The 24,475-nt window shown below is 42.1% G+C and carries 26 protein-coding genes; 1 reads left to right on the top strand and 25 read right to left on the bottom strand.

All coding sequences use genetic code 11. From position 1 onward, the window contains the following. Positions 1-4: 4 nt before the first annotated feature. From rplV to G576_RS0107375, 25 genes are all read right to left on the bottom strand, one after another. The gene (rplV, locus tag G576_RS0107500) at positions 5-349 is read right to left on the bottom strand and encodes a 50S ribosomal protein L22 (RefSeq protein WP_027974083.1); all 345 of its coding nucleotides are present in this window, start codon (positions 347-349) and stop codon (positions 5-7) included. 16 nt (positions 350-365) lie between these two features. After that, complete coding sequence (rpsS, locus tag G576_RS0107495) at positions 366-647, bottom strand: 30S ribosomal protein S19 (protein ID WP_000533766.1); 282 nt, start codon at positions 645-647, stop codon at positions 366-368. Between the two features lie 250 nt (positions 648-897). After that, positions 898-1,731, bottom strand: coding sequence for a 50S ribosomal protein L2 (gene rplB / locus G576_RS0107490; RefSeq protein WP_027974082.1), 834 nt, complete (start codon positions 1,729-1,731; stop codon positions 898-900). Positions 1,732-1,748: 17 nt separating this feature from the next. Next, positions 1,749-2,045 carry a 50S ribosomal protein L23 gene (locus G576_RS0107485; RefSeq protein WP_027974081.1) on the bottom strand — a complete coding sequence of 99 codons (297 nt, stop codon included), beginning with the start codon at positions 2,043-2,045 and terminating at the stop codon, positions 1,749-1,751. Next, the gene (gene rplD, locus G576_RS0107480; protein ID WP_027974080.1) at positions 2,045-2,668 is read right to left on the bottom strand and encodes a 50S ribosomal protein L4; all 624 of its coding nucleotides are present in this window, start codon (positions 2,666-2,668) and stop codon (positions 2,045-2,047) included. Before rplD ends, G576_RS0107485 begins: the two co-directional genes overlap by 1 nt. 24 nt (positions 2,669-2,692) lie before the next feature. Continuing rightward, positions 2,693-3,319 carry a 50S ribosomal protein L3 gene (rplC, locus tag G576_RS0107475; protein ID WP_027974079.1) on the bottom strand — a complete coding sequence of 209 codons (627 nt, stop codon included), beginning with the start codon at positions 3,317-3,319 and terminating at the stop codon, positions 2,693-2,695. Positions 3,320-3,540: 221 nt separating this feature from the next. Next, the gene (rpsJ, locus tag G576_RS0107465; protein WP_018368193.1) at positions 3,541-3,849 is read right to left on the bottom strand and encodes a 30S ribosomal protein S10; all 309 of its coding nucleotides are present in this window, start codon (positions 3,847-3,849) and stop codon (positions 3,541-3,543) included. Between the two features lie 425 nt (positions 3,850-4,274). Beyond that, positions 4,275-5,528, bottom strand: coding sequence for an MATE family efflux transporter (locus G576_RS0107460; protein WP_027974078.1), 1,254 nt, complete (start codon positions 5,526-5,528; stop codon positions 4,275-4,277). 47 nt (positions 5,529-5,575) lie between these two features. Beyond that, positions 5,576-6,916, bottom strand: coding sequence for a sensor histidine kinase (locus G576_RS0107455; protein WP_027974077.1), 1,341 nt, complete (start codon positions 6,914-6,916; stop codon positions 5,576-5,578). A 23-nt stretch (positions 6,917-6,939) separates the two neighbouring features. Beyond that, positions 6,940-7,128 carry a hypothetical protein gene (locus G576_RS0107450; protein WP_027974076.1) on the bottom strand — a complete coding sequence of 63 codons (189 nt, stop codon included), beginning with the start codon at positions 7,126-7,128 and terminating at the stop codon, positions 6,940-6,942. A gap of 11 nt (positions 7,129-7,139) precedes the next feature. Continuing rightward, positions 7,140-7,664, bottom strand: coding sequence for a DUF3278 domain-containing protein (locus G576_RS0107445; protein ID WP_027974075.1), 525 nt, complete (start codon positions 7,662-7,664; stop codon positions 7,140-7,142). Positions 7,665-7,815: 151 nt separating this feature from the next. Beyond that, positions 7,816-8,574 (bottom strand): LytR/AlgR family response regulator transcription factor, encoded by a 759-nt coding sequence (locus G576_RS0107440; protein WP_027974074.1) that lies wholly within the window; start codon positions 8,572-8,574, stop codon positions 7,816-7,818. A 3-nt stretch (positions 8,575-8,577) separates the two neighbouring features. Further along, positions 8,578-10,065: a threonine synthase gene (gene thrC, locus G576_RS0107435; RefSeq protein ID WP_027974073.1), complete on the bottom strand. Its 1,488-nt coding sequence runs from the start codon at positions 10,063-10,065 to the stop codon at positions 8,578-8,580. A gap of 137 nt (positions 10,066-10,202) precedes the next feature. Further along, on the bottom strand, positions 10,203-10,895 hold the full coding sequence (locus G576_RS0107430; RefSeq protein ID WP_027974072.1) for a hypothetical protein: 693 nt from the start codon (positions 10,893-10,895) through the stop codon (positions 10,203-10,205). A gap of 154 nt (positions 10,896-11,049) precedes the next feature. Next, positions 11,050-13,698, bottom strand: a complete 2,649-nt coding sequence (gene adhE / locus G576_RS0107425) for a bifunctional acetaldehyde-CoA/alcohol dehydrogenase (protein ID WP_027974071.1) — start codon at positions 13,696-13,698, stop codon at positions 11,050-11,052. 237 nt (positions 13,699-13,935) lie between these two features. Beyond that, positions 13,936-14,556: a V-type ATP synthase subunit D gene (locus G576_RS0107420; protein ID WP_027974070.1), complete on the bottom strand. Its 621-nt coding sequence runs from the start codon at positions 14,554-14,556 to the stop codon at positions 13,936-13,938. Between the two features lie 3 nt (positions 14,557-14,559). Continuing rightward, positions 14,560-15,939: a V-type ATP synthase subunit B gene (locus tag G576_RS0107415; RefSeq protein ID WP_027974069.1), complete on the bottom strand. Its 1,380-nt coding sequence runs from the start codon at positions 15,937-15,939 to the stop codon at positions 14,560-14,562. Continuing rightward, a complete protein-coding gene (locus G576_RS0107410; RefSeq protein ID WP_037618725.1) occupies positions 15,932-17,713 on the bottom strand; it encodes a V-type ATP synthase subunit A in 1,782 nt (593 codons plus the stop codon). Before G576_RS0107410 ends, G576_RS0107415 begins: the two co-directional genes overlap by 8 nt. A 161-nt stretch (positions 17,714-17,874) precedes the next feature. Further along, on the bottom strand, positions 17,875-18,639 hold the full coding sequence (locus G576_RS0107405) for a GNAT family N-acetyltransferase (protein ID WP_027974067.1): 765 nt from the start codon (positions 18,637-18,639) through the stop codon (positions 17,875-17,877). Continuing rightward, positions 18,636-18,947 (bottom strand): V-type ATP synthase subunit F, encoded by a 312-nt coding sequence (locus G576_RS0107400; RefSeq protein WP_027974066.1) that lies wholly within the window; start codon positions 18,945-18,947, stop codon positions 18,636-18,638. Before G576_RS0107400 ends, G576_RS0107405 begins: the two co-directional genes overlap by 4 nt. After that, complete coding sequence (locus G576_RS0107395; RefSeq protein ID WP_027974065.1) at positions 18,937-19,920, bottom strand: V-type ATPase subunit; 984 nt, start codon at positions 19,918-19,920, stop codon at positions 18,937-18,939. The genes G576_RS0107400 and G576_RS0107395 overlap by 11 nt, the downstream gene beginning before the upstream one ends. 13 nt (positions 19,921-19,933) lie before the next feature. Further along, the gene (locus tag G576_RS0107390; protein ID WP_027974064.1) at positions 19,934-20,485 is read right to left on the bottom strand and encodes a hypothetical protein; all 552 of its coding nucleotides are present in this window, start codon (positions 20,483-20,485) and stop codon (positions 19,934-19,936) included. Positions 20,486-20,495: 10 nt separating this feature from the next. Then, positions 20,496-20,969, bottom strand: a complete 474-nt coding sequence (locus G576_RS0107385) for a V-type ATP synthase subunit K (RefSeq protein ID WP_027974063.1) — start codon at positions 20,967-20,969, stop codon at positions 20,496-20,498. Between the two features lies 1 nt (position 20,970). After that, the gene (locus tag G576_RS0107380) at positions 20,971-22,899 is read right to left on the bottom strand and encodes a V-type ATP synthase subunit I (RefSeq protein WP_027974062.1); all 1,929 of its coding nucleotides are present in this window, start codon (positions 22,897-22,899) and stop codon (positions 20,971-20,973) included. After that, complete coding sequence (locus tag G576_RS0107375) at positions 22,886-23,209, bottom strand: hypothetical protein (RefSeq protein WP_027974061.1); 324 nt, start codon at positions 23,207-23,209, stop codon at positions 22,886-22,888. Before G576_RS0107375 ends, G576_RS0107380 begins: the two co-directional genes overlap by 14 nt. Before the next feature lie 214 nt (positions 23,210-23,423). Here G576_RS0107375 and G576_RS0107370 point away from each other — a divergent pair, with 214 nt between their 5' ends. Continuing rightward, positions 23,424-24,227 (top strand): MurR/RpiR family transcriptional regulator, encoded by an 804-nt coding sequence (locus G576_RS0107370; RefSeq protein ID WP_037618720.1) that lies wholly within the window; start codon positions 23,424-23,426, stop codon positions 24,225-24,227. Positions 24,228-24,475: the final 248 nt, after the last annotated feature.

The following is a 24,475-nucleotide window of genomic DNA, read 5'->3' as shown; positions in this document are numbered from 1 at the left end:
CTCCTTATTTTTCTGACACAACTACTGTGATGTGAGTTGTGCGTTTGTTGATTGGTGAAGCTGAACCTTTCGCACGCGGACGGAAACGTTTCATCGTTGGTCCTTCATTAGCAAATGTTTCAGATACTACCAAGTTAGCTTTTTCCAAACCAAAGTTGTTTTCCGCATTAGCGATTGCTGAGTTAAGAACTTTCTCAACTTCAGTAGCAGCTTTGTTTGGCATGAATTTCAAGATTGCGATTGCGTCAGCAACTTTCTTACCACGGATAAGATCAAGAACAAGACGTGTTTTACGAGGTGAAACACGCACTGTACGAGCCATTGCTTTAGCTGAAGTAATTTCTGCCATTGTGTTTTCCTCCAATTTATTTACGACGTGTTTTCTTATCGTCTGCAGCGTGACCTTTGTAAGTACGAGTTGGTGCAAATTCACCAAGCTTGTGACCTACCATGTCCTCTTGAATATACACAGGCACGTGTTTACGACCATCGTAAACCGCGATTGTATAACCGATGAAACTTGGGAAAATCGTTGAACGACGTGACCAAGTTTTGATTACTTTTTTCTTTTCGTCATTAGCTTGAGCTTCAACTTTTTTCATCAAATGCTCATCGACGAAAGGTCCTTTTTTAAGACTACGTCCCATTTTAGTGTTTTCTCCTTTAAAGTATGTACCACAGCGGCTTGGGAGCTAGACAGAACCCCATTTACCTTGTTCGTCGTCCTGCCCCCGCACAGTTGATTAGGAGTTTCGACGTAGCTAGGCTACTAGAAACTTCAATCAACCACTACGTCAAACTGGCATTTCAATCAAACCGAGGTGCTGGAATAGTCAGTCCATAACAAACCCTACCGAGTTGGCGGATGATATAGAATACTAAGCAACTAAGTATAAATTATTTTTGGTTGCGACGACGAACGATAAGTTTGTCTGATTTAGCTTTCTTGTTGCGAGTTTTAAGACCAAGCGCAGGTTTACCCCAAGGAGTAGATGGCGCTTTGCGTCCAACTGGTGCTTTACCTTCACCACCACCGTGTGGGTGATCGTTAGGGTTCATTACAGAACCGCGAACTGTTGGGCGAACACCTTTCCAACGGCTACGTCCTGCTTTACCAAGATTAACAAGTGATTGTTGTTCATTACCTACAGTACCAACAGTAGCACGGCAAGTACCAAGGATCATACGAACTTCACCTGATTGAAGACGAACAAGCACGTATTTACCTTCTTGACCAAGAACCTGTGCAGATGCACCAGCAGCACGAACCAACTCACCACCGCGACCTGGTTTCAACTCGATGTTGTGAACAACAGTACCGACTGGGATGTTAGCAAGCGGAAGAGCGTTACCAACTTTGATATCTGCTTCTGGACCTGAAATGATACGTTGTCCAACTTCAAGACCTTTTGGTGCAATGATGTAAGCTTTAACGCCGTCGGTGTAGTGAACAAGAGCGATATTAGCTGTACGGTTTGGATCGTACTCGATAGTTTTAACAACTGCTTCAACGCCATCTTTGTTACGTTTGAAGTCAATCAAACGGTAGTGACGCTTGTGTCCGCCACCGTGGTGACGAACAGTGATGCGACCGTTGTTGTTACGACCAGCTTTTTTCTTCAAAGAAACAAGCAATGATTTCTCAGGTGTGCTTGTTGTAAGCTCTTCGAAATCCAAAGAAGTCATGTTACGACGGCCATTTGTCGTTGGTTTATAAACTTTAATACCCACGTTATTTCTCCTTTGTCTTATTCAGCTTCAGTTGCAAACAACTCGATTGCTTTTGAATCAGCTGTAAGTGTAATGATAGCTTTTTTAGTTTTTGAAGTGTAACCTACGTAACGACCAACACGTTTTTGTTTTGGTTTTGACGTTACAGTGTTTACACTTGCAACTTTAACACCTTCAAACGCAGCTTCTACAGCTTGTTTGATAAGGAGTTTGTGCGCACGTGTGTCTACTTCAAAAGTGTATTTACCTGCTTCAAGAGCAACCATTGATTTCTCTGTGATTACAGGCTTTTTGATTACGTCGTACAAATTCATTATGCAAGAACCTCCTCAATTGTAGAGATTGCTTCTTTAGTAACAAGAAGTTTGTCTGCGTTCACGATATCAAGAACACTTGCGGTTGTTGCAGTTGCAACAGTTACATTTGGAAGGTTACGAGCAGAAAGTGCTGCAAATTCATTTCCTTCTTCAACAAGAACAAGTACTTTTGTATCGATGTTAAGTGCTGCAAGAACTTTTGCAAATTCAGCAGTTTTTGGTGCTGCAAATGAAAGAGCGTCAACAGCTACAAATTTATCTTCAGCAACTTTAGCTGAGTAAACTGATTTCAAAGCAAGGCGACGAACTTTTTGTGGAAGTTTGTAGCCATATGAACGTGGAGTTGGTCCAAAGACAACACCACCACCACGCCATTGTGGTGAGCGAATAGAACCTTGACGAGCACGTCCAGTTCCTTTTTGACGCCATGGTTTACGTCCACCACCAGATACTGCAGAGCGATTTTTAACCGCATGAGTACCTTGGCGAAGGCTAGCGCGTTGGCTGATGACTACATCAAAGACAACTGATTCGTTTGGTTCAATACCGAAGATAGCATCGTTCAATTCAACTGAGCTAACTTCTTTACCAGTTTGGTCAAATAGTTTTACGTTTGCCATTTTTAACTGATTCCCCTTTCCTTATTATTTACCAGCTTTAACTGCTGATTTGATTGTGATAAGAGATTTCTTAGCACCTGGTACATTACCTTTGATAAGGATAACGTTTTTCTCTGGGATAACTTGAACAATTTCAAGGTTTTGAACTGTTACACGGTTTCCTCCCATACGTCCCGCAAGGTTTTTGCCTTTGAATACGCGGTTTGGTGCTACAGGTCCCATTGAACCTGGACGACGGTGGTAACGAGAACCGTGAGCCATAGGACCACGTGATTGACCATGACGTTTGATAACACCTTGGAAACCTTTACCTTTTGAAGTTCCAGTGACGTCAACAACATCACCAGCTTCGAATTGTTCAACAGTAAGTTCTGCTCCAACTTCAACGCCCTCGATGTTCTTGAATTCACGAATGAAGCGCTTAGGAGCAGTGTTAGCTTTCGCTACATGGCCTTTGGCAGGTTTGTTGCTCAAAACTTCGCGTTTGTCGTCAAAACCAACTTGAGTTGCAGCGTAACCGTCTGTTTCAACGGTTTTCACTTGAAGAACAACGTTTGGAGTTGCTTCGATGACAGTAACAGGAATAAATTCACCAGCTTCAGTGAAGATTTGAGTCATTCCCACTTTTTTCCCTAAGATTCCTTTTGTCATGAGAAAATATTTCCTTTACTTATTTGTATTTCAAAAAGTTTTTAATGAGCGTTTTTTATGCTCAAAAAAGTTTTTAACGAGCGTTTTTTGTGCTCTAGGCATGATGCAAAAAGCTTCAAACTCACAGCAAAAACAGGAAATCTGACGAAGAAACCTCTGTTTCTAGGAAGATTTATCTTTTTTGCACAGAGTTTAGCTTGTGCTCAAATGTATGAAATCAATTAAAGTTTGATTTCTACGTTAACACCACTTGGCAAATCAAGCTTCATCAAGGCATCAACTGTTTTTTGAGTTGGGTTGATGATGTCGATAAGACGTTTGTGTGTACGCATTTCAAATTGTTCGCGAGAATCTTTGTATTTGTGAGTCGCACGGATGATAGTGTAGAGACTACGTTCAGTTGGAAGTGGAACTGGTCCAGCAACTGTTGCACCTGTACGAGTTGCAGATTCTACGATTTTTGCAGCAGCTGTGTCAAGTGTACGGTGTTCGTACGCTTTCAAGCGGATGCGGATTTTTTTATTTGCCATCTTTTTCTCCTTTTCGTCTATTTAAGATAATAGGCTAGCTCTTCAAGAAAACCGACTCGTGTTGCGTGGCAATGCAACCGTGCGTGTCGCAACCTCTTGCGTCAAAGCTAAAGCTGTTTATTTACAGCACCATAATAGTTTATCAAAAACATTTTTAGTTTGCAAGGATTTTGATATCTTTTTTTGAAAAAAATGAGAGTGGGACAGAAGTCACGATTTCGAAGAAATTGACTTCGTCGTCTCACCTCCACACAGTTGATTAGGATGGCCACTAACGATTGCGTGGTAGTAAAATAGTCCAGTGGACTATTTTAGGTGGACACTTGAAAATGAAGAAGTGTCCAATTGTAAACTTCCAATCAACCACTGCGTTAATCTATTATTACTATCCAAAGACGGCTGTGGGGTTTGTTCCTAGGCTCATTTTATTTTTTATGATAGGTGTAACTTAAGAAAGTCCATCTGAAAAAATTATCTAAAATTGTAGCTAGCCACACTCCAGGATATCCCATTCCAAGAGGAATTGTCACTAGGTAACCTATCCCAATTCTTACAAGCCACATTCCTATTGTAGTTGCATAAAACGGCCTTTTAGCATCACCAAGCCCTTGCCAAACTGCTGTATATAATAAAGTTCCTGACGTTACAAATGTTCCCAAGAAAGAAGCAAGTAATACAATCCAACTAACATGGGCAGCTCTGCTATTTTCCGTAAATAGGGCAATTAGATTAGGACCTAGGAGCAATACCAAGCCACTAATGGCAAGCATCAGCAGCAGCGATAGGGCATAACCTGTTTTAATAAGTTTTCTTTGCTCTGGCTTTGGTAACTGTCCCATCAATATGACTACCGCTGTGGCAATGGACACGCCCGGAAGATAATTGAACTGCGTCAAGGTTTCTCCGATAGCATTTCCTGCTACGGCTGTTGTGCCTAATTGTATAATGATAGAGAGTATGACAACATCACCCGCCCGCATCATCAGACGTTCTCCTGCCGCTGGTAAACTCAAAAATAATAAATCTCGATCTATCTGCCATGTCCAGCTCTCTGGTCTCCATCGATTTGGGAAAGAGGTAAGTAAGATGGCTACACCTATCAAACGTGATAGAACTGTTGCCAAAGCTACACCAATAATTCCAAAATTCCAAACAAAGACAGATAAGGCAGAAAAGATAGCGTTAATGATGTTAATAACAATGCTAACGTACATAGGTAATTGAGGTCTTCCTTGCGCACGGATCATGGCACTAAAGCTTGTGAAAAGACCCAAACCTACAATTCCTCCACCAACAATCGCAAAGTATTTGACTGCTGACATTTGGACTTCTCCTTTAATGCCTAGCAAGGAAAAAAGGAACTGCCCACCACATATCGCTAGTAGACCTAAAGTTAGACTGACTAACATCGTTAAATTGATTACCTGAACTTGACAGCTCCTATTATTTTCTCGATTGTGTTTATTTCTGGCAATAATGCTAGAGGTTGCAGTTCCCAGAGCAATAAAAATGGCTTGGTAAATTGCTAATATATTGGTAGCAACCGATACACCAGATACCGCTACAAGGCCCAACTGAGCTATTAAATACCCGTCAATAACTCCCATCAGGGTTTGCAGTAAATTTTCAACCATTGCAGGCAGGGCAATCGCTAGTATTTTCTTTGAATTGTTAAACATAGCTTCTATTATATAGAAAAAAACACTGAGTTAGCAACTCTCAGTGTTTAGGAATTGATTTCTAAGGTTTGTTTAAAGCGGTAGCCACTACTTGTTGTACTCAAAGATGCTCGTGGATAGGAATCTAACAGAGACTTAACTTTATAAAGTCCCAAGCCACGATTTTCTCCTTTCGAAGAGTAGCCTTTTCTAAATAACTTTGTAATGGATACCCTATCCTCTGCTGTGCTATTTTCAACAATTAAGTGATAGGTTCCACTATCTTCAAAACAAGCTAAGTTTATCTGTGGCTGCTCGCTTACTTGTGCTGCTTCAATGGCATTATCCAAGAAAATAGATAACAAGGTCAGATAATCTAGCAAATCCATCGGGGGAGCAGCAAGCTCTTTCTCTATTTCCACCGTGACAGCAATCCCCTTATACTGAGCCTCTCTGAGTTTAGCAGACATCACACTTTTAATGGCAGGCTCAGTCAATCGTGTAAGATTTCCAATCTCATATTTTTCTTGGTAGAATGTTTTGCCTGTTTCAGCTAATAGACCCGAATATATTGCTTCTACTCCTTTAATATCTTTTTCTTCAATTGCGCTGGACAAGCTACTCAAAAGGGTTACATAATCATGTCTAAAGCTGCGAATTTCTTGATACAAGCCGTCAACGTGCTGACTATAATCTGATAAGGAACTTAATTGCTGTTCATAATGTACCTGAGCTTCTTGTTCTTGATTTTCACGAATGGTATAGCTAAGTCTCAGCATGGAAACGACATAGGTGAAAAAGAACACTACTGTCAGTTGCTCTGTTATATGAAGGGCTAGTTGCTCCGACATGTTTATTGGCAATTCTAAACCAGCTTCTATCATACCAGCAATCATCCCAGAAACAAATAATGTGATTAATGACAGCAACCAATAGGCAATCGTTAAAATATTAATTGGTACCAGTATTTTATCAAGAAAAACTTGCGAAGTATAGCGCCTGATTAAGTCATAATCAATTTTCAACCATGCTATCATGACATTAAAAATTCCAAAAATCAAGAGATAACTTATTAAGGCTACCCAAGCTATGTTAGCTTCAACAAACTCTAAACCCAAAAGCATCTTAAAATAGGTCATTAGACTGACATAGAAAACGGTCATAATCGTCACGGGAGTAGTTGCATAAAAGAATTGTCGTATAGTTGTCTCTAAAGGACGTTCTTTTCTGACCCAAAACCATGAATACCCGATAACTAGAACTGGATAAAAGGATTGAAAAAGATACCATATTGGGACAAGGGCCGTCCAAAATACCCATTTTATTCTAATGCCACTAATAGCTTTTAAAAGATAACTAACTGCTATGACCTGCATCACAGTTACTAGAATCTCTAAAATCAGTTCCATGTCCACTCCTTAATGTTAGTCTACTAATTAAAATATTCATACAGATGACGTCCAAATTCTTCCCCTAATTCATAAACTATTGGAAACCACTCTGATAGGTACCAGATTAGCAGATAGCCTACCAATATTCCAATTGTTATCCGAAGAAACCAAGGTAGACGGTTGAAGGCTTTTTCAATACGACGGTCGACTGTTCTTATCAATTGTAACATATCTATCTCTCCTATTCTTTGACTACTGTAATTTTTCGACGATTACTGAAAAAGCTTACAACAAATATAATTGGCGTGTACAGCAATATCACTCCTGGCGCAGCAATTTTCCAATAAACCTCAAAAGTGGTGCCAGCTTCTTGTGGAATCCCTGATTGCCAGAGCCAGACAGTTGTTAAAAGGAGAACAATAACATAAAACAGGGTCATTCTCAGCGTTTTACGAAACATCTTCCGACGAGCCTCTTTCAGCTGAGAAGAAGCTACTGTGAGTTTGTTCCAGCCTAATTTCTGGGCTGTGCTAGCTTGGTAGGCTAACGGATACACAATAGCTATTAGATATGCCCAACTGGTTAAGTCAATATAAAATAGCATAGATAATAAGAATCCTCCAAGTAAGACTGTTATCATAAAAGGATAAACTTCTGATGACAATTTCTGAATCTCTAGCTCATGGTCAGTAGTAAAATTTCCTTCAATACCGTAGAACCATTTCAAAAAACGATAGTAAAGCTTAGATTGATATTCTTTTTCCATGTTAATTACCTCCTGAACTTGGATAATCTTTCTTTATGGTCCAAGTATAACAAAAACCAGTTCTTGACTGGCTACCTTTTCCTAAACGGTCACTTTTTCACCCTGAATGGTTGATTTAGCAGATAAATAAAAGGCTGAGAGTTACTTCTTCTCAACCTTTATTTCTTTTATTGTTATTTTCTAAAATGCGTTGCTTTAAGCCCTTCATTTTTAAGCGTGAAACGAGACAAGTTTCCTCTTCTGGAAAAATAGCCATGTTATCCTTATAATTTAGCTCAATAATATTTTCAGGATTGACCACATAAGAACGATGACTTTGATACAAACGTTTATCTAAAGGTAGTATTTCCGATAATTTTCCATAAAATTCTAGACGTTCCGTTCTTGTCCTAAGATTGATTTTATGCGATTTTTCCGATGTCTCAAAATAGTAGATTTCATGAAATGGTACCTGAACATGAGCGTAAGCCGTTTTAAATAGAAAGAGGTCTTCATGCGAGGTTCCAGCAGCCTGCTCCAAGACATAAGCCATAACATCATCTAAACACTTAGTCAGCTCTGCATCATTTTGCCCCTTATCAATAAAATCCAAGGCCGACACCTTATAGCGATAGGTCAAGGTTAAAAATTCAGAATGGGTTGTCACAAATACAATATGAGCTAGCGAATCCAAGGCTCGAATCTCTTTGGCCAAGTCAAGTCCCTTGCGCACTTCATCCTTGATTTCGATATCAAGTAAAAACAACTGATGACTTCCTTTTTCAGAAATACTATCTAATAGCTGACTAGGTTTTTCAAAAATATTCAGATGTCTTGCCTTGATGCCTTTATCAGCTAAAATTCCCGATACAATTTTTTCCAAACGAAACTGTTGTTGTAGATTATCTTCAAGAATAAAGATATTTAGCATGCTCTACACCAAGCCTAGATAGGTTTCCACAGCTTTTTGCATATCTGCTGTTGCTACAACCGTTTTGTGGCGAACTTCAGCTGTTTCAAGTCCGTCAACTGCTACTGGAATAGCTACGCCAGAAAGCTTGCGAAGTTCCTCAACTGCTTTGAAGTCATCGTCAGAATCTTGACCAGTCACAGCTGCTACTGTCACACGCGGGAATTTGTAAGGACTAGCTGTCGAAGCAATGACAGTTGGCGTTTGGTCGCCTGACTTCTCTGCGTAGACCTGATAAACTGCTGAAGCGACAGCGGTATGGGGGTCTTCAATATACTGACATTCATCATAGACACGCTTGATTTCTGCTGCTGTTTCTTCTTCTGAAGCAAAGCCTGCTGCAAATAAAGCCAAAATATCCTGATTAGCATCCACTAATGTGTATTGGCCTTTGGTAGATAGGTTTTCCATCAGTTCTTTGGTTGAAGCTGCGCTATTTCCCAAAAGGTGGAAGATCAGACGCTCTAAGTTTGATGACACGAGGATATCCATGGATGGGCTAGTCGTCACTTTAAAATCACGTTTCTTATCGTAGGTGCCAGTGGCGAAGAAGTCGGTAAGAACATTATTTTCATTGGAAGCACAGATAAGTTTGTTGACTGGAACACCGATTTGCTTAGCATAGTAGGCAGCCAAGATATTACCAAAGTTACCCGTTGGTACGGTGAAGTTGACCTTGTCACCATTTTTAATATGACCTGCCTTTACCATTTGCGCATAAGCGTAAACGTAGTAAACAACCTGTGGTACCAAACGTCCAATGTTCATTGAGTTAGCTGAGGAGAATTGCGTCTTTTTCTCAAGCAAACGAGCTCGCAAGTCTTCGTCATTAAACATACGTTTGACGTCCGTTTGAGCATCGTCAAAATTACCATCAATGGCAATAACATGCGTGTTATCTCCGGTTTGTGTGGTCATTTGCAACTCTTGAATTTTTGAAACCCCATCTTTTGGATAGAAGACTATAATCTCAGTTCCAGGAACATCCGCAAAGCCCGCCATTGCTGCTTTACCGGTATCACCAGATGTAGCTGTTAGGATGACAATTTTGTTGTCAACGCCCTGCTTTTTCGCTGAAGTCGTTAAAAGGTAAGGCAAGATTGAAAGCGCCATGTCTTTAAAAGCAATAGTTGACCCGTGAAAAAGTTCAAGATTGTACTGATTGCCTAGTTTGACCAGTGGTGCAATAGCTGTTGTGTCGAACTTAGTATCATATGCATTGTTAATGCAGTAGTCCAACTCTTCTTCTGTAAAGTCGTCTAAAAAAGCAGACAGAACCAGCTTAGCTACTTCCTGATAAGAAGCGTTTTTAAGCAGATCAAAGTCCAAGTTTACTTGCGGTATTGTCAAAGGAGTAAACAGACCGCCATCTGTCGCCAAACCTTGCAAGATTGCTTGACTGGCTGTTACTTTATTATTTTCGTCACGAGTTGATTGATAAACAAGTGTCATAGTAAGTCCTCAAAAATGTATTTTAACCATTTTACCATAAATTGACAGAAAATTGGGAATAAATCTGCATTCGATACAATTAATCCTTATTTTTTGCATAGGAAAGAGGTTGAGCATGAGCTCACCTCCCTTTCAGTCTATTCTTTTTCAAAAACAATATCATCGGTATCTTTTTCACCCTCAAAAGTCAAGACGCTGTTTTTGTAGCCATATTGATAGTTCTCACCTTTAACGATAAGCCCTTCCCCAATTGCTGCATTGACCTTGGTGATTTCAAAGGTTTTGCTTGAACGATGGACATCCGCTTTAAAGACATCTGCTGTTACAACACCCTTTTTTGCATCATAGGTTCCATTAAGCGAAGTCGCCATCTGATCAATGGAGTCGTCTACCAATTTTTTAAGGTCCTCATCTGAAGGAAGCATGGCATCTACCTGAGCCTTGATTGTTGCATCTAACTCTTCATAGGTGTAACCCATCTTCTCTAACTCAGAGTTGACAGCTGCCGTTTGCTCATCCTTCAAAGCGGTGAAAAAGGTATCGCTATCAAGGTGCATGCTCATGGTCAGGGTCGCCTTGTCGTCTTTAACAATCAAATCCAATTCTGCCTTGGTCAAAATTTCTTCCAAGGTGTGATCAGAGTAGGTGAAGACTTCCTCTGAGCCTGCTGCAGTCAAAGCTTCCTGATACATAGCCTCTGCCCCAGTCGGACTGGTCCAAGAACCATCGATACTTTCTCCCTGAAAAAGGGAACAAGCGGATAGGCCAGCAACTAAAACCAATGCGGACAAGCTGGCTAGGATAAATCGAAACAAAGTACTTTTTTTCATCTGTATATCTCCTTAAATTTACAAAAACGATGTCTTGTTCATAAATATTGTACAGATATTTTAGTAAGATGTAAACAATTCCAATCCGAAAGAAAAAGTGACCTTTCGGTCACTTTTTTTATATTAGCTATTGGAATGATAGAATCGATTTGGCTTATTTACGACGTCCTGGACGTTCTGCATAACCATAGTAAGCATCAGCCATGATTTCTTCCATATCTGCTACCATTGGCAAGCGTGGGTTAGCTGGTGAACATTGATCTTCATATGCAAGAAGGGCAATTTCATGCAAGCTGTCTTTCCAAGTTTTCTCATCGATACCTTGGTCCTTGAAGTTCATCTTGATACCGACCTTGACACCGAGCTCATAAACAGCTTTTGCATAAGCTTCAACTGCTTCTTCTGGTGTTGAGTGAGGTAAACCTAACATGCGAGCGATGTCTTGGAATTTCTCATCCGCTTTCCAGTAGTTGTATTTAGGCCATGTAGTAGTTTTAGATGGGCGAGTACCGTTGTAACGGATAACGTATGGAAGCAAGATAGCATTGGTACGTCCGTGAACAGTGTGGTGAACCCCACCAATCTTGTGAGCCATAGAGTGACTCATTCCAAGGAAGGCATTGGCAAAGGCCATACCTGCCATAGTAGAAGCGTTGTGAATCTTTTCGCGAGCTTCTGGATCACCAGTCAAGACTGATTTTTCAAGGTATTGGAAGACCAATTTAATGGTTTGAAGGGCGATACCATCAGTGTAGTCGTTCGCAAAGTTTGAAGTATATGCTTCTGTTGCGTGAGTCAAGACGTCCATACCAGTATCTGCAGCGATGAAGGCTGGAACTGACTCTACCAATGCTGGGTCTACGATGGCAATAGTTGGTGTCAATGAGTAGTCAGCAAGTGGGTATTTGCGGTTATTTTTCTTATCAGAAATAACGGCAAACGGTGTTACTTCTGAACCTGTACCAGATGTAGTTGGGATACCGATGTATTTAGCTTTTTGACCCAATGATGGGAATTTGAAGGCACGTTTACGGATATCCATGAATTTTTGAACAAGGTCACGGAAGTCGATTTCTGGTTGTTCATAGAAGAGCCACATTACTTTAGCAGCATCCATTGGTGAGCCACCACCGAGCGCAATAATTGTATCCGGTTGGAATGCACGCATCACTTCTGCACCGCGTTCTACAGTTGTGATGTCTGGATCTGGTTCAACATCTGAGAAGACTTGAACAGTCACTTGGTTAGAACGAGCGTTCAATTGGTCGATGACACGTTGGACAAAACCAAGACGTTCGATAGATTTGTCAGTAACGATCATAACACGCTCAAGGCCTTCTGCTGTTTGAAGGTATTGAATAGAGTTACGTTCGAAGTAAATTTTTGAAGGAACTTTAAACCACTGCATATTATTTCTACGTTTCCCTACTTTCTTGATGTTAAGAAGGTTGATAGCAGATACGTTATCACCAACTGAGTTGCGTCCGTAAGAACCACATCCAAGGGTCAATGATGGCAAGAAGGCGTTGTAAACATCACCGATACCACCAAAAGTAGAAGGAGAGTTCCAGATGATACGCATAGCTTTCATTTCTGTACCGAAACGTTTAGCAAGTTCTTCGTCTTTTGTATGGATAGCAGCTGAGTGGCCAAGACCGTTGAATTCAACCATTTGACGAGCCTTTTTAAGACCGTCTTCAACATCGTCAGCTTTCAATACAGCAATAACTGGAGAAAGTTTTTCACGAGTCAATGGCTCATTTGGTCCAACTTCTTTACATTCTGCTGCCAGAATATTGGTTCCTTCTGGAACTGTGAAACCTGCTTGTTCTGCAATCCATGCTGCTGGTTTACCAACGATGTCTGCATTCAATTTAGCGCCAGCACAGTCTTTGCTGTTTGCTTTCACGCCAAAGCAGAATTCTTCAAGAAGGGCTTTTTCTTTTTTGTTTACGAAGTAAGTTTTGTATGATTTGAACTCTTCAACAAATTCTTTGTAGATTTCTTTGTCGATGATAACTGCTTGTTCAGATGCACAGACCATACCGTTGTCGAATGATTTAGACATAACGATATCGTGAGCAGCTTGGCGGATATCAGCTGATTTTTCGATGTAAGCAGGAACGTTACCAGCACCTACACCAAGAGCAGGTTTACCACATGAGTAAGCTGCGCGCACCATTGCGTTACCACCTGTTGCGAGGATTGTAGAAATACCATCGTGGTTCATGAGTGCGTTAGTTGCTGCGATTGAAGGCTCAGTGATCCATTGGATACAGTTTTCTGGTGCACCTGCTTTTACAGCTGCTTCATAAACGATACGTGCTGCATGTGCAGAAGATTCTTGTGCAGATGGGTGGAAACCAAAGACGATTGGGTTACGAGTTTTAAGTGCGATAAGTGATTTGAAAATCGCTGTTGAGGTAGGGTTTGTTGTTGGGGTAACACCACAGATAACACCAACTGGCTCTGCAATTTTTGTCAAACCAGTGATTGGATCATCTTCGATAATACCAACTGTTTTTACGCCACGCATATTGTTGACAACGTGCTCACAGGCGAAAAGGTTTTTAGTAGCCTTATCTTCAAAAACACCACGGCCTGTTTCTTCCACTGCGTGAGCAGCCAAGATACCGTGTGCATCCAAAGCTGCTACGGAAGCTTTAGCCACAATGTAGTCTACTTGCTCTTGGTTGAGTTTACGGAACTCATCCAGGGCAACTAGGCCCTTTTGAACAAGTTCATCAACATGGGCTTGTGCCGCTGCCAATTTTTCTTCTGGGGTTACTGTTTTGTCCGCCATATTGTCTCCTTTTGAAAAACCTTGTTAAGTTTTTCACATTTTTGTTTATGTGTTAATTATATCACAATATTTTTCTTTGTAAATAGTTTCACAAGATTTTTTTAAATTTTTTCTTCTTTTTATTCACCACTATTTCAAGGGAGTAAAAAGAGAGCCGGACAGCACTATCATCCACTGCACCAAAGCACCTATCCGCAGAAATGTGAAAAGGCTAGGACTTGGTCCCAGCCTCTTTAGTTAGTCTAAGTCTTTGACTTTCATCATGCGAATGATGTTTGAGCGTTCATTTTCTTCAAGTTTCATTTGAATGTAAGAAATGGTTTCTTCCAACTGCGGAATAATCATGTGCTCAAGCGCGTTGACACGGCGTCGGGTCTTTTCAATCTCATCGGCTAGGAGCTGACAGGTTTTTTCGATTTCCGTCAACTCCAGGAGGTCCTGACTGATGGCTTGAAAGGTATCAATGGCATCGTCCATTTCAGAGTTTGAGTTGAGAAAACCATACTGGAACTCACTCATTTTTTCTGGCAGGTGAACATGGAGCTGTGGCACATTGACCGACATGATGTTTTGTTGCTCAATTTGCAAATTGACAGCTTGGGTCGGCAGAGCAAAGGATTCCTCAATGAAGGCTTCTGACAAGGTTGATTTTGCAAGGACAAAGGCCTGCATAGCCTTGGTTAGACGTTCTTCAACTGATTGGCGCAAGCTATTATTCTGCTTAATCAAATCGATAAAGCGGCGCATGAGCTCGTCTTGCTTATCTTTAAGGAGTTTGTGTCCACGGGTTGAGGTTTTCAGACGTTTTTTCAAACGTGAAAGTTCCATCCGGGTTGGTTTGACATTAAGTCTTGCCATAGGCTAGCCCTCCACTTTTGGAAGGTACTCATCTAGCATATCGTCCTTGATACGTTTGAGTTCTGTACGTGGCAAAATTGACAAGAGTTCCCAACCCAAAGTCAGGCTATCAATGATGCTACGGTTGGTGTAGAAACCTTGGTTAATGTATTCTTCCTCAAAACGTGTGGTGAATTTAACGTAAAGCTTGTCCGTTTCAGACAGAGCTGATTCACCTAGAACAACCGCCAATTCTTTAACTTGTTTTCCTTGGGCGTAAGCCGCAAAAAGTTGGTTCATTGTAGCCGCATGGTCCGCTCGGGTTTTCCCTTCGCCGGTCCCCTTGTCTTTCAAACGAGAGAGAGATGGGAGCACGTTAATTGGTGGTTTATAGCCAGCATTGTACAAGTCCCGCGCCAAGATAATCTGACCTTCAGTGATGTAACCAGTCAGGTCAGGGATTGGGTGGGTGATATCGTCCTCTGGCATGGTTAGAATTGGAATTTGGGTTACAGATCCTTTTTTACCAACTAAACGGCCAGCCCGTTCATAAAGAGTTGATAAATTTGTGTAAAGGTAACCAGGGTAACCACGGCGCCCAGGAACTTCACGACGAGCTGCAGAGACTTCACGAAGCGCCTCACAGTAGTTGGTCATATCAGTCATGATAACCAGCACATGCATGTCTTTTTCGTAGGCCAAATACTCAGCCGTTGTCAGTGCCATCTTAGGCGTTGCGATACGTTCAATCGCTGGGTCATTTGCCAAGTTGATAAACATAACAGAACGCTCGATGGCACCTGTCTTACGGAAATCCTCCATGAAGTACTCGGCCTCTTCGAAGGTAATTCCCATGGCCGCAAAGACAACGGCAAATTTTTCATCAGAGTTAAGAACGGTCGCTTGACGAGCAATCTGAGCCGCCAATTCCTTGTGGGGAAGACCAGAACCCGAAAATACAGGTAGTTTCTGACCGCGGACGAGAGTGTTGAGGTGGTCGATTGCTGAAATACCGGTCTGAATAAATTCATCTGGATAGTCACGGCGGATTGGGTTGATGGCCTGACCATTGATATCAAGACTCTGCTCCGCCAAAATTTGAGGTCCCCCATCTTTTACTTGCCCCATACCATCAAAGACACGACCAAGCATATCTTCAGACACAGCAAGTTCCAACGGTTTCCCACGGAAACGAACCTTGGTATCACGCAGGTTGATACCGGCAGCAGATTCAAAAAGCTGAACGACAGCCTTGTCCTCTTGAACTTCCAAAACCTGACCTCTACGGATAGACCCATCTTGGATTTGGATGTCAACCAGTTCATCAAACTTGATGCCCTCAACGCCTTCAACCATCATCAAAGGACCGACAACTTCGCTGACTGTTTTATATTCTTTAATCATGCGTCATTCCTCCTTTTGCAACGATAGCTTTGAGTTCTTCTGGTATGGACAAAAGCAGAGCTGACAACTTGTCCAAATCCTTCTCAGCCACATATTTGGCTCGAGCGATACGGTCACGGAGTTCTACTGTACCTTCCAAAATTTCAGTGTAATAAGCACCTAGCTTGAGAGCTTTACGTGCCTCTTTTTCAAAGGTGATAATCAAATCCAGCATGAGCGACTGCTTAGCATATGATGTAAAGGTATCCACCTCGTCAAAAGCATTTTGTTGAAGATAGTCTTCACGAATCATGCGGGCAATCTGCATGGTAATCTTGTCCTTATCTGATAAAGAATCCAAACCAACCAATCGGACAATTTCTTCCAATTCAGATTCTTCTTGCAAGGTTCTCATGGCATGGGTCACTTTTTCAGACCAGTTGGTTTGCAATTTGTCATCAAGAAACTCACCGATTTCATCTGAATAGAGGGAGTAAGAACTAAGCCAGTTCATAGATGGAAAATGACGTTTCTGCGCCAGCGTTGCATCGAGTCCCCAGAAAACCTTAACGATACGGAGAGTGTTTTGTGTGACAGGCTCAGAGATATCTCCTCCTGGAGGCGATACCGCTCCGATAGCTGTAACAGAACCTTCACGCCCCTTACTACCAAGAGAAATCACCTTACCCGCACGTTCATAGTATTCAGCGATGCGGGAACCAAGGTAGGCTGGGTATCCTTCATCTCCTGGCATTTCTTCTAGACGACCCGACATCTCACGGAGAGCTTCCGCCCAACGTGATGTTGAATCCGCCATGATGGCTACATTATAGCCCATATCACGGAAGTACTCAGCAATGGTGATACCTGTATAGATTGATGCTTCACGCGCTGCAACGGGCATGTTTGAAGTGTTAGCAATCAGAATAGTACGATTCATGAGCGATTGACCTGTATTTGGATCAATCAGTTCTGGAAATTCATTCAGAACGTCGGTCATTTCGTTCCCGCGCTCACCACAACCAACATAGACAACCAAATCCACGTCAGACCATTTAGCCACTTGGTGCTGCACGACCGTTTTCCCAGCTCCAAAAGGTCCAGGAACGGCTGCACCTCCACCTTTTGCCACAGGGAAGAAGGTGTCGATAACGCGTTGACCAGTCAGCATTGGTTCTTTAGGATTGAGTTTTTGGGCAAATGGACGTCCACGACGAACTGGCCACTTCTGCATCATGGTGAAATTTTCCTCACCTGTATCTGTTTCGAGGACGTAAACTGTGTCTTCAAGGGTATAATCACCAGAAGCGATAGCTTTTACCACGCCACCCTTACCGAAAGGCACCATAATGCGGTGCTCAATGACAGAGGTCTCTTGGACTGTGCCGACAATGTCGCCAGCCACTACGGTATCGCCCACGCCAACTGTCGGTGTGAAAGTCCAGGTCTTTTTACGACTCAAAGGCTTAATATCAACCCCGCGGATAAGGAAATCAGAGTTGGTTTCCTCATGGTAGGTGTCAAGGGGACGCTGAATGCCATCAAACATTTGAGATAGGATTCCAGGGCCAAGTTCAACTGAAAGAGCCTCACCAGTTGTTACAACTGGCTCACCAGGTCCAATTCCTGAGGTTTCTTCGTAAACCTGAATGGAGGCCACGTCCTTACGCATTTCGATAATTTCACCGATAAGGCCTGTGTTCCCGACCTTACAGATATCTTGAATGTTTGCATCTGCCATACCACTAGCCATAACAAGTGGTCCAGATACTTTAATAATTGTTCCAGTTTTCAAAAGGAATCTCCTTTTTATGGTTCTTTTCTATGGTTATCGTCCAAAATTGTGAATTTAGCAGTAAACATGCCTAAAATGAACTTAAACCGTTCATCCCCTTCTCACGGGGCAAGGACGATAATCGTTGGGTGGTAACTTTTCTCATAAATTGAGAGTTGTCTTTAAACGACTGACCAATCTATTTCATAAGCTATATAATTGTGAGAATAGTGATAGCCAAGCTGTTGGGCTAAATGTAATGAGATTGTTGTATGAGCATCCCAGCTTGGATAGAGATTTCTTTCCAAACATTTTAAAATTAGTTTAGAGGCAACCGCCTTAGCTAGACCTTGCTGACGATATTCTGGATGAGTGTCGATCTCGATTTCAATACCACCACGATAGCTAGAGTAAGAAGATGCCCCAGCGACTAGGCGATTTTTATGCAAGATGACATAGCCAAGACCAAAGCGGTCGTAATGGGTATAATCATCATAATTGGAAACTAAGTCTTGAGACCATTCCTCTTGTAGGCAGAGCTGATAGAGGCGCTCATCAATTTGACAAATCTCAAAATCTTCTGCTAAATCATCTACAAAAGTCTGTAATTTTAAAGGATCAAAGGAGCTCTCTTTTTTGGTCGCGTATCTGGTAAAAGCTTTAGCTTTATCGCAATAAGTCGTCTGAATCAGGCGTGACCAAGCTTCATTTTGAGGAACTAAGATAATATCCTCACCACGACAAGATTCAATCAGCTCACGACTCGGCTCTCCAGCAAGGAAACCAAACGACGCTATTTTCCCGAGTTTCGCAAGTGCAGATTTGGGGGTTGATAAGTCATCAACAAAAATATCCCTCATAATCCCTTGTAAACAAGACCATATAATCGTTTCTTCCCAATTTTCAAAGAGAGGATTTGCGAGCTGCAAATCTGTTAATCTCATCATAAAATATTCTGCCCGATAGCTTTTTCCACATTATCTTGAATGTTTTGCATGCCAATCCCTAGGCTTCCTTTGTAGTTTGGTATCAGAATAACCGCTGGGACAGCTTGATCTCGATAACGGGCAATGGTTTCTGGGATTTCTTGAGCCAGACTTTCTGTCACATAGATGATACCGTAATCACTCTCTGCCAGATAATCAATATGCTGACGCGCAGCTTGTCCGGTCCTAGCATCAAAAATCTCAAAACCAATCATCTTGAAAGGTAGGATTGAGTCCTTGTCGCCGACAACAGCAATTTTATAAGTCATAAATCGGTCTCATCCTTTCTCTCAGCATAGATTGATCAAAGTCATTCATCTTGCCCGTCAAAATTAGGCGAAGATTCTTGACTTCCATCTCCTTATAGTAGTTATAGGCCAACAGAGGTAAAAAGCCAAAAGCTTCAAAGCGGGCGTCGTCTAGATAGACATGAGACACTCGGTCACGAGCCAACTCTAGTGAGAGGTTGAGGTCCCCCTCTTGGTCAATCATACCTGTCAGAGCGCTGGCATAATCAGTCTCATTTAAAAGAGCTAAGAGGTCATCATAGCGATTGGCTAGTGCCAAGGCAATGAGTTCGGTGTGTTTGAGCTGTCCCTCGTTTGATAAAACGGACATGAGAAAGGCCCGCGATAGCTTTTTATCCCGCAAGCGGAAGATACAGTTGAGGTTGTAAAGATCAACCCACGCCTGCACCATATTGAGGATAGCTGGGTCGGCTAGTTCTCTAGCGACTGCCACCAAGTGCTTGAAGTATCGGCGGTCAAGGAGAACATCAACACTCTCCAGACGTCCGTACTCCCGGTATTCCTGACAAGTATCCTGCACCGCTTGTACCAAAAGCTCAGGAAGCGTCTCCGACTGTTCGGTCTTGACCAGATGACGGAGTTCATCCAAATCGAAGGCCCCCATATGCACTAAGAGATGCTCCAAATCTAGACCTGCCAAGTGGTTTTTTAAAAGCACCTTGAGGTTGTGGTAGGTATAGATCAGAGAAAAGATTTGAGCAACTGGTGCGCCAGCTACTTGCTCAGTCACAAAGTCCGTAGTTTTTGCCAATTCAGCTACCAAAAGGGGCTCGAAGTCTTCAGGGACGTCACGATAAGCTGTTGATTTCAATAGTTGCTGTGCCTGTGAAAAATCTTTGGCCTTCAAAAGCCCTTCAAAGGTTTCTTTGGTTAGCAAATCGTTCTCGCGAATACGGACAGCCGTATTGATACTTGCATAGTCAATATCCAACATAGCTACCTCCTTGCTAGCCCAGTCGGCGCGACAATAATCCAATTAAATCTGGAGTCACATCGGTCAAAAGAGCTCGGAAGAGGTAATTGTAGCGCACTCCATCAGCTTCAAGGACAAAGCCTGCTTCATTTGGGATAGTCTCTGTAATCAGACTAACATAAGCTGGTAAGGCCACTTTATGCTGACTTTGCGAACCCAACTGTAGGCTGTAGTGCTTGCTGTCATCTAATTGACCTAACACCTTCTGTAAGAAGCTATTAAACCTTTCTGAATCCCAGGCCGCCATGACTTGGTAAGCTTTATCAAACAGGCTGTGCAGTTGCTCTTGACGGTTTGATAGGATGGCATTACGACTTTTATTGTCAATAGCTTGCATAGCGGTTGCCGTTTCCAAGGCAAACTGACTGTCTAGCTTGGCTTTTTCAGCAGTTTCTCTATCTGAGAGGCTAGCTAAACCAGCTTCAAGTCTTGCTTGCTCGTCAGCAACCGCCTTTTTCATCAAAAGCGCCAATTCCTCTTCTTTACGGGCTAGGATATTAGCCGTAAATTCCTGTAATTCTGTCATAGGCCCATCCTTAGATAATCATCATGAGGGCGATAACGAGTCCAAGGATAGCGTACATTTCAACCATCCCTGCGTAGATAGCACCTTTCATGAAGTGTTCTTCATTTTTTGCCAAGATTTGGATACCAGCTGTCGCTACACGACCTTGGGCAATGCCTGAAGTTAGACCAGTGAAGCCCATGGTAAATCCTGCTGCCAAAAGTTTCATCCCAAGGCCAGCATCGATAGTGCCACTCATCTTACCATAAATCATAAGAGCAATAATCATACCGTAGAAACCTTGCGTACCTGGCAATAGTTGAAGCACCAAAGATTTACCAAATTTTTCAGGTTGTTCTTTGGACATAGCTGCTGCTGCCTCACCAGTCATACCAACGCCTTTGGCTGATCCTGTTCCTGCCAAAATCATTGATAGAGCCATACCAGTAGCTGCCAACATCATACCACCGTTTTGTGTTGACAAAAATTCAATTAATGCTTTCATCTTATTTCTCCAATTTTCTTGTTTTTAAATCTGTGTATTTTTCGTACGTTTTTAAAGGCTTAAAGGCACGACCACCACCTTCGTAGAATTTGCCGAAGAATTCGACAAACTGCAGACGAATAGCGTGAACGTAAGCCCCAAGCAAGGACATGCCTAGGTTAAGCAGTTGCAGGGCAATAATCAATGGAATCCCTGCCGTAAAGCGAGCCACTGGCGGTAGAAGTCCTACAACCATGTTAAAGGAAGCTGCAATAGAGGCACCAGATACCGACAAAGCCATGAGGCGGGTATAGCTGGCAATATCTCCAATGTAAGAAGTCGCCCCATAGAGTTTGTAAAGACCTGAACCAATGCCTAGTAATTTGTTTTTGCTACCAGCAGCCGTTCCCAAGACAATCATGGCAACGTTGATGATGATTAGCCACTTGGCAATCTCTCCAAGCACCGCTATTCCTGTAAAACTCTGAGCAGCAATGAGGATAACGCCAACTAAAAGACCAATCCAACCTAAGCCATCAGAAACTGCTGACGGATAGTTCTTATCCTTGATTTGCAGGTGGGTGTTGACCATGAGACCAAAAATCAGCTGAATTAGCCCGAAAACCACCGACAAAACCAAAATCGAAATGACATCTCCTGTCGTCGATAGAACATGGAAAGGGAGTTCAACACCAAAGAAGGAGCCAAAGAATACTCCCCATAAAATGGTCGGGTAGGACAGGATGTGAAATAGTTTGTAATTTTTCCTAGCACCTCTCGTGGCCTTGGTTTTATTGAGCAAATACCATGTGCCCAGCCAGAGCAGAAGTCCGTATCCGATATCGGCCACCATCATGCCAAAAAATACAGCGTAAAATGGTGCCAAAAGCGGTGTGGGATCCACCTCTGAATACTTCGGTAGGCTGTACATCTCTGTCAAAACTTCAAAAGGTTCAACCAGAGGATGGTTGACAAGCTGTGTCGGGATTTCTTTTTCAGAAACCTGACTGTCATCAATCAGAATAGCATAGGCTCCTGATGGCAAGGTTTCAGCTAGGAGAGCCTTCAGGTGAGGAACCTCATCTTCCTTAACCCAACCAGATAAACCAACCAACTCCTGACCAGAAGCTAAGAGTTGCTCTGCATGGAGCCGTTCTTTTTGATTGTAAAGTTCCTCTTCTAAGAGCATCAAATCCGCATAGGAATTTCCCAAGTCCTTCAAGAGAGCCGCATCAGCTTTTTGTTCTGCTAAAAGACTGGCTCTCTCAGTCTTGAAATCCTCTAATTTCTCAGCTGGTAACTTGTCAAAAGGAAAATCAAACTGATCAAAATGAAGACCGTCCAAAAACTCTTTTAATTCATGCTTACCAGAACGATTGGCATAAACCACCAAACCTTGTTCCAAATCATTTTGGAACAGGCGTTCCACGTAGAACTCCTCATGGGCCAAAAGCTGTGCCAATTTTTCATGATTTGGATCTTCCGGCAAGGTTCCCGCGATAGCATAAATAGCTTTTAATTTCCTGCGGTCTTTTTTCAAAAACGGCAACGTCTTCCACTTAGTTGCAAGTTCGATATTTTCATCCAAACTTATGAGCTTCTTTTGTCTTAGCTCCGCCTTTTTTTGAAGTTCCAGTACCTGTCCCAAAAGGTCACGCTCTTTAATCTGAGCGATTTTTTGGTCAAAGGCTTGCGCAGTCAGCTGAAAACGGTCACCCCAAATTTTCTTAGGTGTTACAGCTTTCAGATAGTTCTGAGCCTGAGCTATCCGAGCTAGTTCAGCCTCTAGAGACTGAATATCAGCCACCAAATTATCGTGACTGTGTTCGCGGTCAGGTCCTTTTACTGAAATAGGCTCAAAGGCTTGGCATTCTTGGACGGATTTTAAAAGGTCTCCTCTAGTCTGATAATCGGTCAGAATGAGGAGTTTTTGCATTTTAGATACCGCCATATCGCGCCTCTACCTCCTCTAAAATGCTGGAGATTAACTCAGTTTCTTTCTGAGCAATCTGGTCAGTTAATCTCGCAACTTCTTCTGAAATCTGTTGCTGAGATGTTGCTTCTTTCTGTGCAATCGCACCAGCCAATTCAGACTCTTTAGCTTCTTTATAGGTCAAGATGGCTTGACCACTCGCTTCTTCAGCAGCAGCTAAATCTTCGTCTGTCTTGTGTCTGAGAGCTAAAATTGCCTCTTCATGCGCCTTTAGACGGTCGGAAATTCTTCCTTCAACCTCTAAAATAGCCTGTGATGCAAGACTCATAGTCCACCTCCTTAGGGAATATCATAGCACTTTTATCACAAAAGGTCACGCTTTTTTCTAATATAAATTTGCTCAAAAACCTTATCATATCGCTATATTTACTGATTTCTTCCTATATATAAGAACCCCTATTTTCTGACGCAAAAAAATTTTTCACAAGGATTTTTATTTTATGATATACTTAATATACCATCTTATCTTGAAAGGGTTTTCTATGGCTGGTTCGCTAACAAGTAAAATCTCTGTCTATTTGCCTAGTATGACTAGCTTGGAACGGAGTATTGCCGATTATTTTATAAGTCAGAAGCTTTCTGAGGAGGATTTAAAGGCAACGCAAATCACTCAGACCCTTCACATCTCTCAGGCTACCTTAACCCGTTTTGCTAAAAAATGTGGTTTCAAAGGCTATCGAGAGTTCATTTTTGAGTATCTCAATAGCCAAAAATCTGATCAGCAGGATTTTGCCATCTTTCACAGAGACTTAACCAAAAGAGTCATGCAGGACTATCATGAGCTCATCCAACAATCTCACGATCTGGTCAATGAAGAACAACTACAGAACCTGGCCGAGATGATTGAAAAGGCTGATCGAGCCTACTTTTACGGTAAGGGAAGCTCAGCTCTTGTAGCCCAAGAACTCAAACTCCGCTTCATGCGGCTGGGTTTAATCTGCGATGCCATCACAACTACCGAAAACATGTTGTGGAACGCCAACAGCTTAAGTGAAAATTGTCTAGTGGTCGGTCTTTCCTTGTCAGGAAAGACACCAGCTGTCTTGTCTGGTCTTGAAAAAGCTCATGCCAAAGGCGCTAAAACAGTTCTAATGACAACCGCACAGTTTGAAAAAAAACCTTTCTATACCGACGTTATCCGTGTGGCTTCCGCCCATCAACTCAACTACGGCAATCGCATCTCACCGCAATTCCCATTGCTGGTAATGGTAGATATCCTCTATGCCTACTTCTTAGAAATTGGTCGTCCTCAAAAAGAACTCATTTTTAAAAACACTATCCTATAGGTAGAAAGAGTCTGAGACAAAAGTTTCTCCTCAAAAATATATAGGCAAATGAATTAGCTTTCAGACAAGGAACTGAGGTGTAGGCAGTGCTAGAGTAAGGCAAGCCGAAAGTGACGATGTCTCAAAGCTAGGTCAAATAACTATAAAAGCGAACAAAACTGGTTTTTCTGATAGTCAGTCAGATTTCAGTTTTATTCGCTTTTGATATTTTATTTACCTTTTTAAAAATTCTTGGTGAGGAAGCTAAA

Origin of the sequence: Streptococcus porci DSM 23759, assembly GCF_000423765.1 — a bacterium.
GTDB classification, from domain to species: Bacteria; Bacillota; Bacilli; order Lactobacillales; family Streptococcaceae; genus Streptococcus; species Streptococcus porci.
The sequence above is the reverse complement of the archived record's forward strand: the minus strand, read 5'-3'. Positions and strand labels throughout refer to the sequence as shown.

Coding starts and splice junctions, on each gene's coding strand:
- rplV (WP_027974083.1), bottom strand. CDS start 349: ATGGCAGAAATTACTTCAGCTAAAGCAATGGCTCGTACAGTGCGTGTT.
- rpsS (WP_000533766.1), bottom strand. CDS start 647: ATGGGACGTAGTCTTAAAAAAGGACCTTTCGTCGATGAGCATTTGATG.
- G576_RS0107485 (WP_027974081.1), bottom strand. CDS start 2,045: ATGAATTTGTACGACGTAATCAAAAAGCCTGTAATCACAGAGAAATCA.
- rplD (WP_027974080.1), bottom strand. CDS start 2,668: ATGGCAAACGTAAAACTATTTGACCAAACTGGTAAAGAAGTTAGCTCA.
- rplC (WP_027974079.1), bottom strand. CDS start 3,319: ATGACAAAAGGAATCTTAGGGAAAAAAGTGGGAATGACTCAAATCTTC.
- rpsJ (WP_018368193.1), bottom strand. CDS start 3,849: ATGGCAAATAAAAAAATCCGCATCCGCTTGAAAGCGTACGAACACCGT.
- G576_RS0107460 (WP_027974078.1), bottom strand. CDS start 5,528: ATGTTTAACAATTCAAAGAAAATACTAGCGATTGCCCTGCCTGCAATG.
- G576_RS0107455 (WP_027974077.1), bottom strand. CDS start 6,916: ATGGAACTGATTTTAGAGATTCTAGTAACTGTGATGCAGGTCATAGCA.
- G576_RS0107450 (WP_027974076.1), bottom strand. CDS start 7,128: ATGTTACAATTGATAAGAACAGTCGACCGTCGTATTGAAAAAGCCTTC.
- G576_RS0107445 (WP_027974075.1), bottom strand. CDS start 7,664: ATGGAAAAAGAATATCAATCTAAGCTTTACTATCGTTTTTTGAAATGG.
- G576_RS0107440 (WP_027974074.1), bottom strand. CDS start 8,574: ATGCTAAATATCTTTATTCTTGAAGATAATCTACAACAACAGTTTCGT.
- thrC (WP_027974073.1), bottom strand. CDS start 10,065: ATGACACTTGTTTATCAATCAACTCGTGACGAAAATAATAAAGTAACA.
- G576_RS0107430 (WP_027974072.1), bottom strand. CDS start 10,895: ATGAAAAAAAGTACTTTGTTTCGATTTATCCTAGCCAGCTTGTCCGCA.
- adhE (WP_027974071.1), bottom strand. CDS start 13,698: ATGGCGGACAAAACAGTAACCCCAGAAGAAAAATTGGCAGCGGCACAA.
- G576_RS0107420 (WP_027974070.1), bottom strand. CDS start 14,556: ATGGCAAGACTTAATGTCAAACCAACCCGGATGGAACTTTCACGTTTG.
- G576_RS0107415 (WP_027974069.1), bottom strand. CDS start 15,939: ATGATTAAAGAATATAAAACAGTCAGCGAAGTTGTCGGTCCTTTGATG.
- G576_RS0107405 (WP_027974067.1), bottom strand. CDS start 18,639: ATGATGAGATTAACAGATTTGCAGCTCGCAAATCCTCTCTTTGAAAAT.
- G576_RS0107400 (WP_027974066.1), bottom strand. CDS start 18,947: ATGACTTATAAAATTGCTGTTGTCGGCGACAAGGACTCAATCCTACCT.
- G576_RS0107395 (WP_027974065.1), bottom strand. CDS start 19,920: ATGTTGGATATTGACTATGCAAGTATCAATACGGCTGTCCGTATTCGC.
- G576_RS0107390 (WP_027974064.1), bottom strand. CDS start 20,485: ATGACAGAATTACAGGAATTTACGGCTAATATCCTAGCCCGTAAAGAA.
- G576_RS0107385 (WP_027974063.1), bottom strand. CDS start 20,969: ATGAAAGCATTAATTGAATTTTTGTCAACACAAAACGGTGGTATGATG.
- G576_RS0107380 (WP_027974062.1), bottom strand. CDS start 22,899: ATGGCGGTATCTAAAATGCAAAAACTCCTCATTCTGACCGATTATCAG.
- G576_RS0107375 (WP_027974061.1), bottom strand. CDS start 23,209: ATGAGTCTTGCATCACAGGCTATTTTAGAGGTTGAAGGAAGAATTTCC.
- G576_RS0107370 (WP_037618720.1), top strand. CDS start 23,424: ATGGCTGGTTCGCTAACAAGTAAAATCTCTGTCTATTTGCCTAGTATG.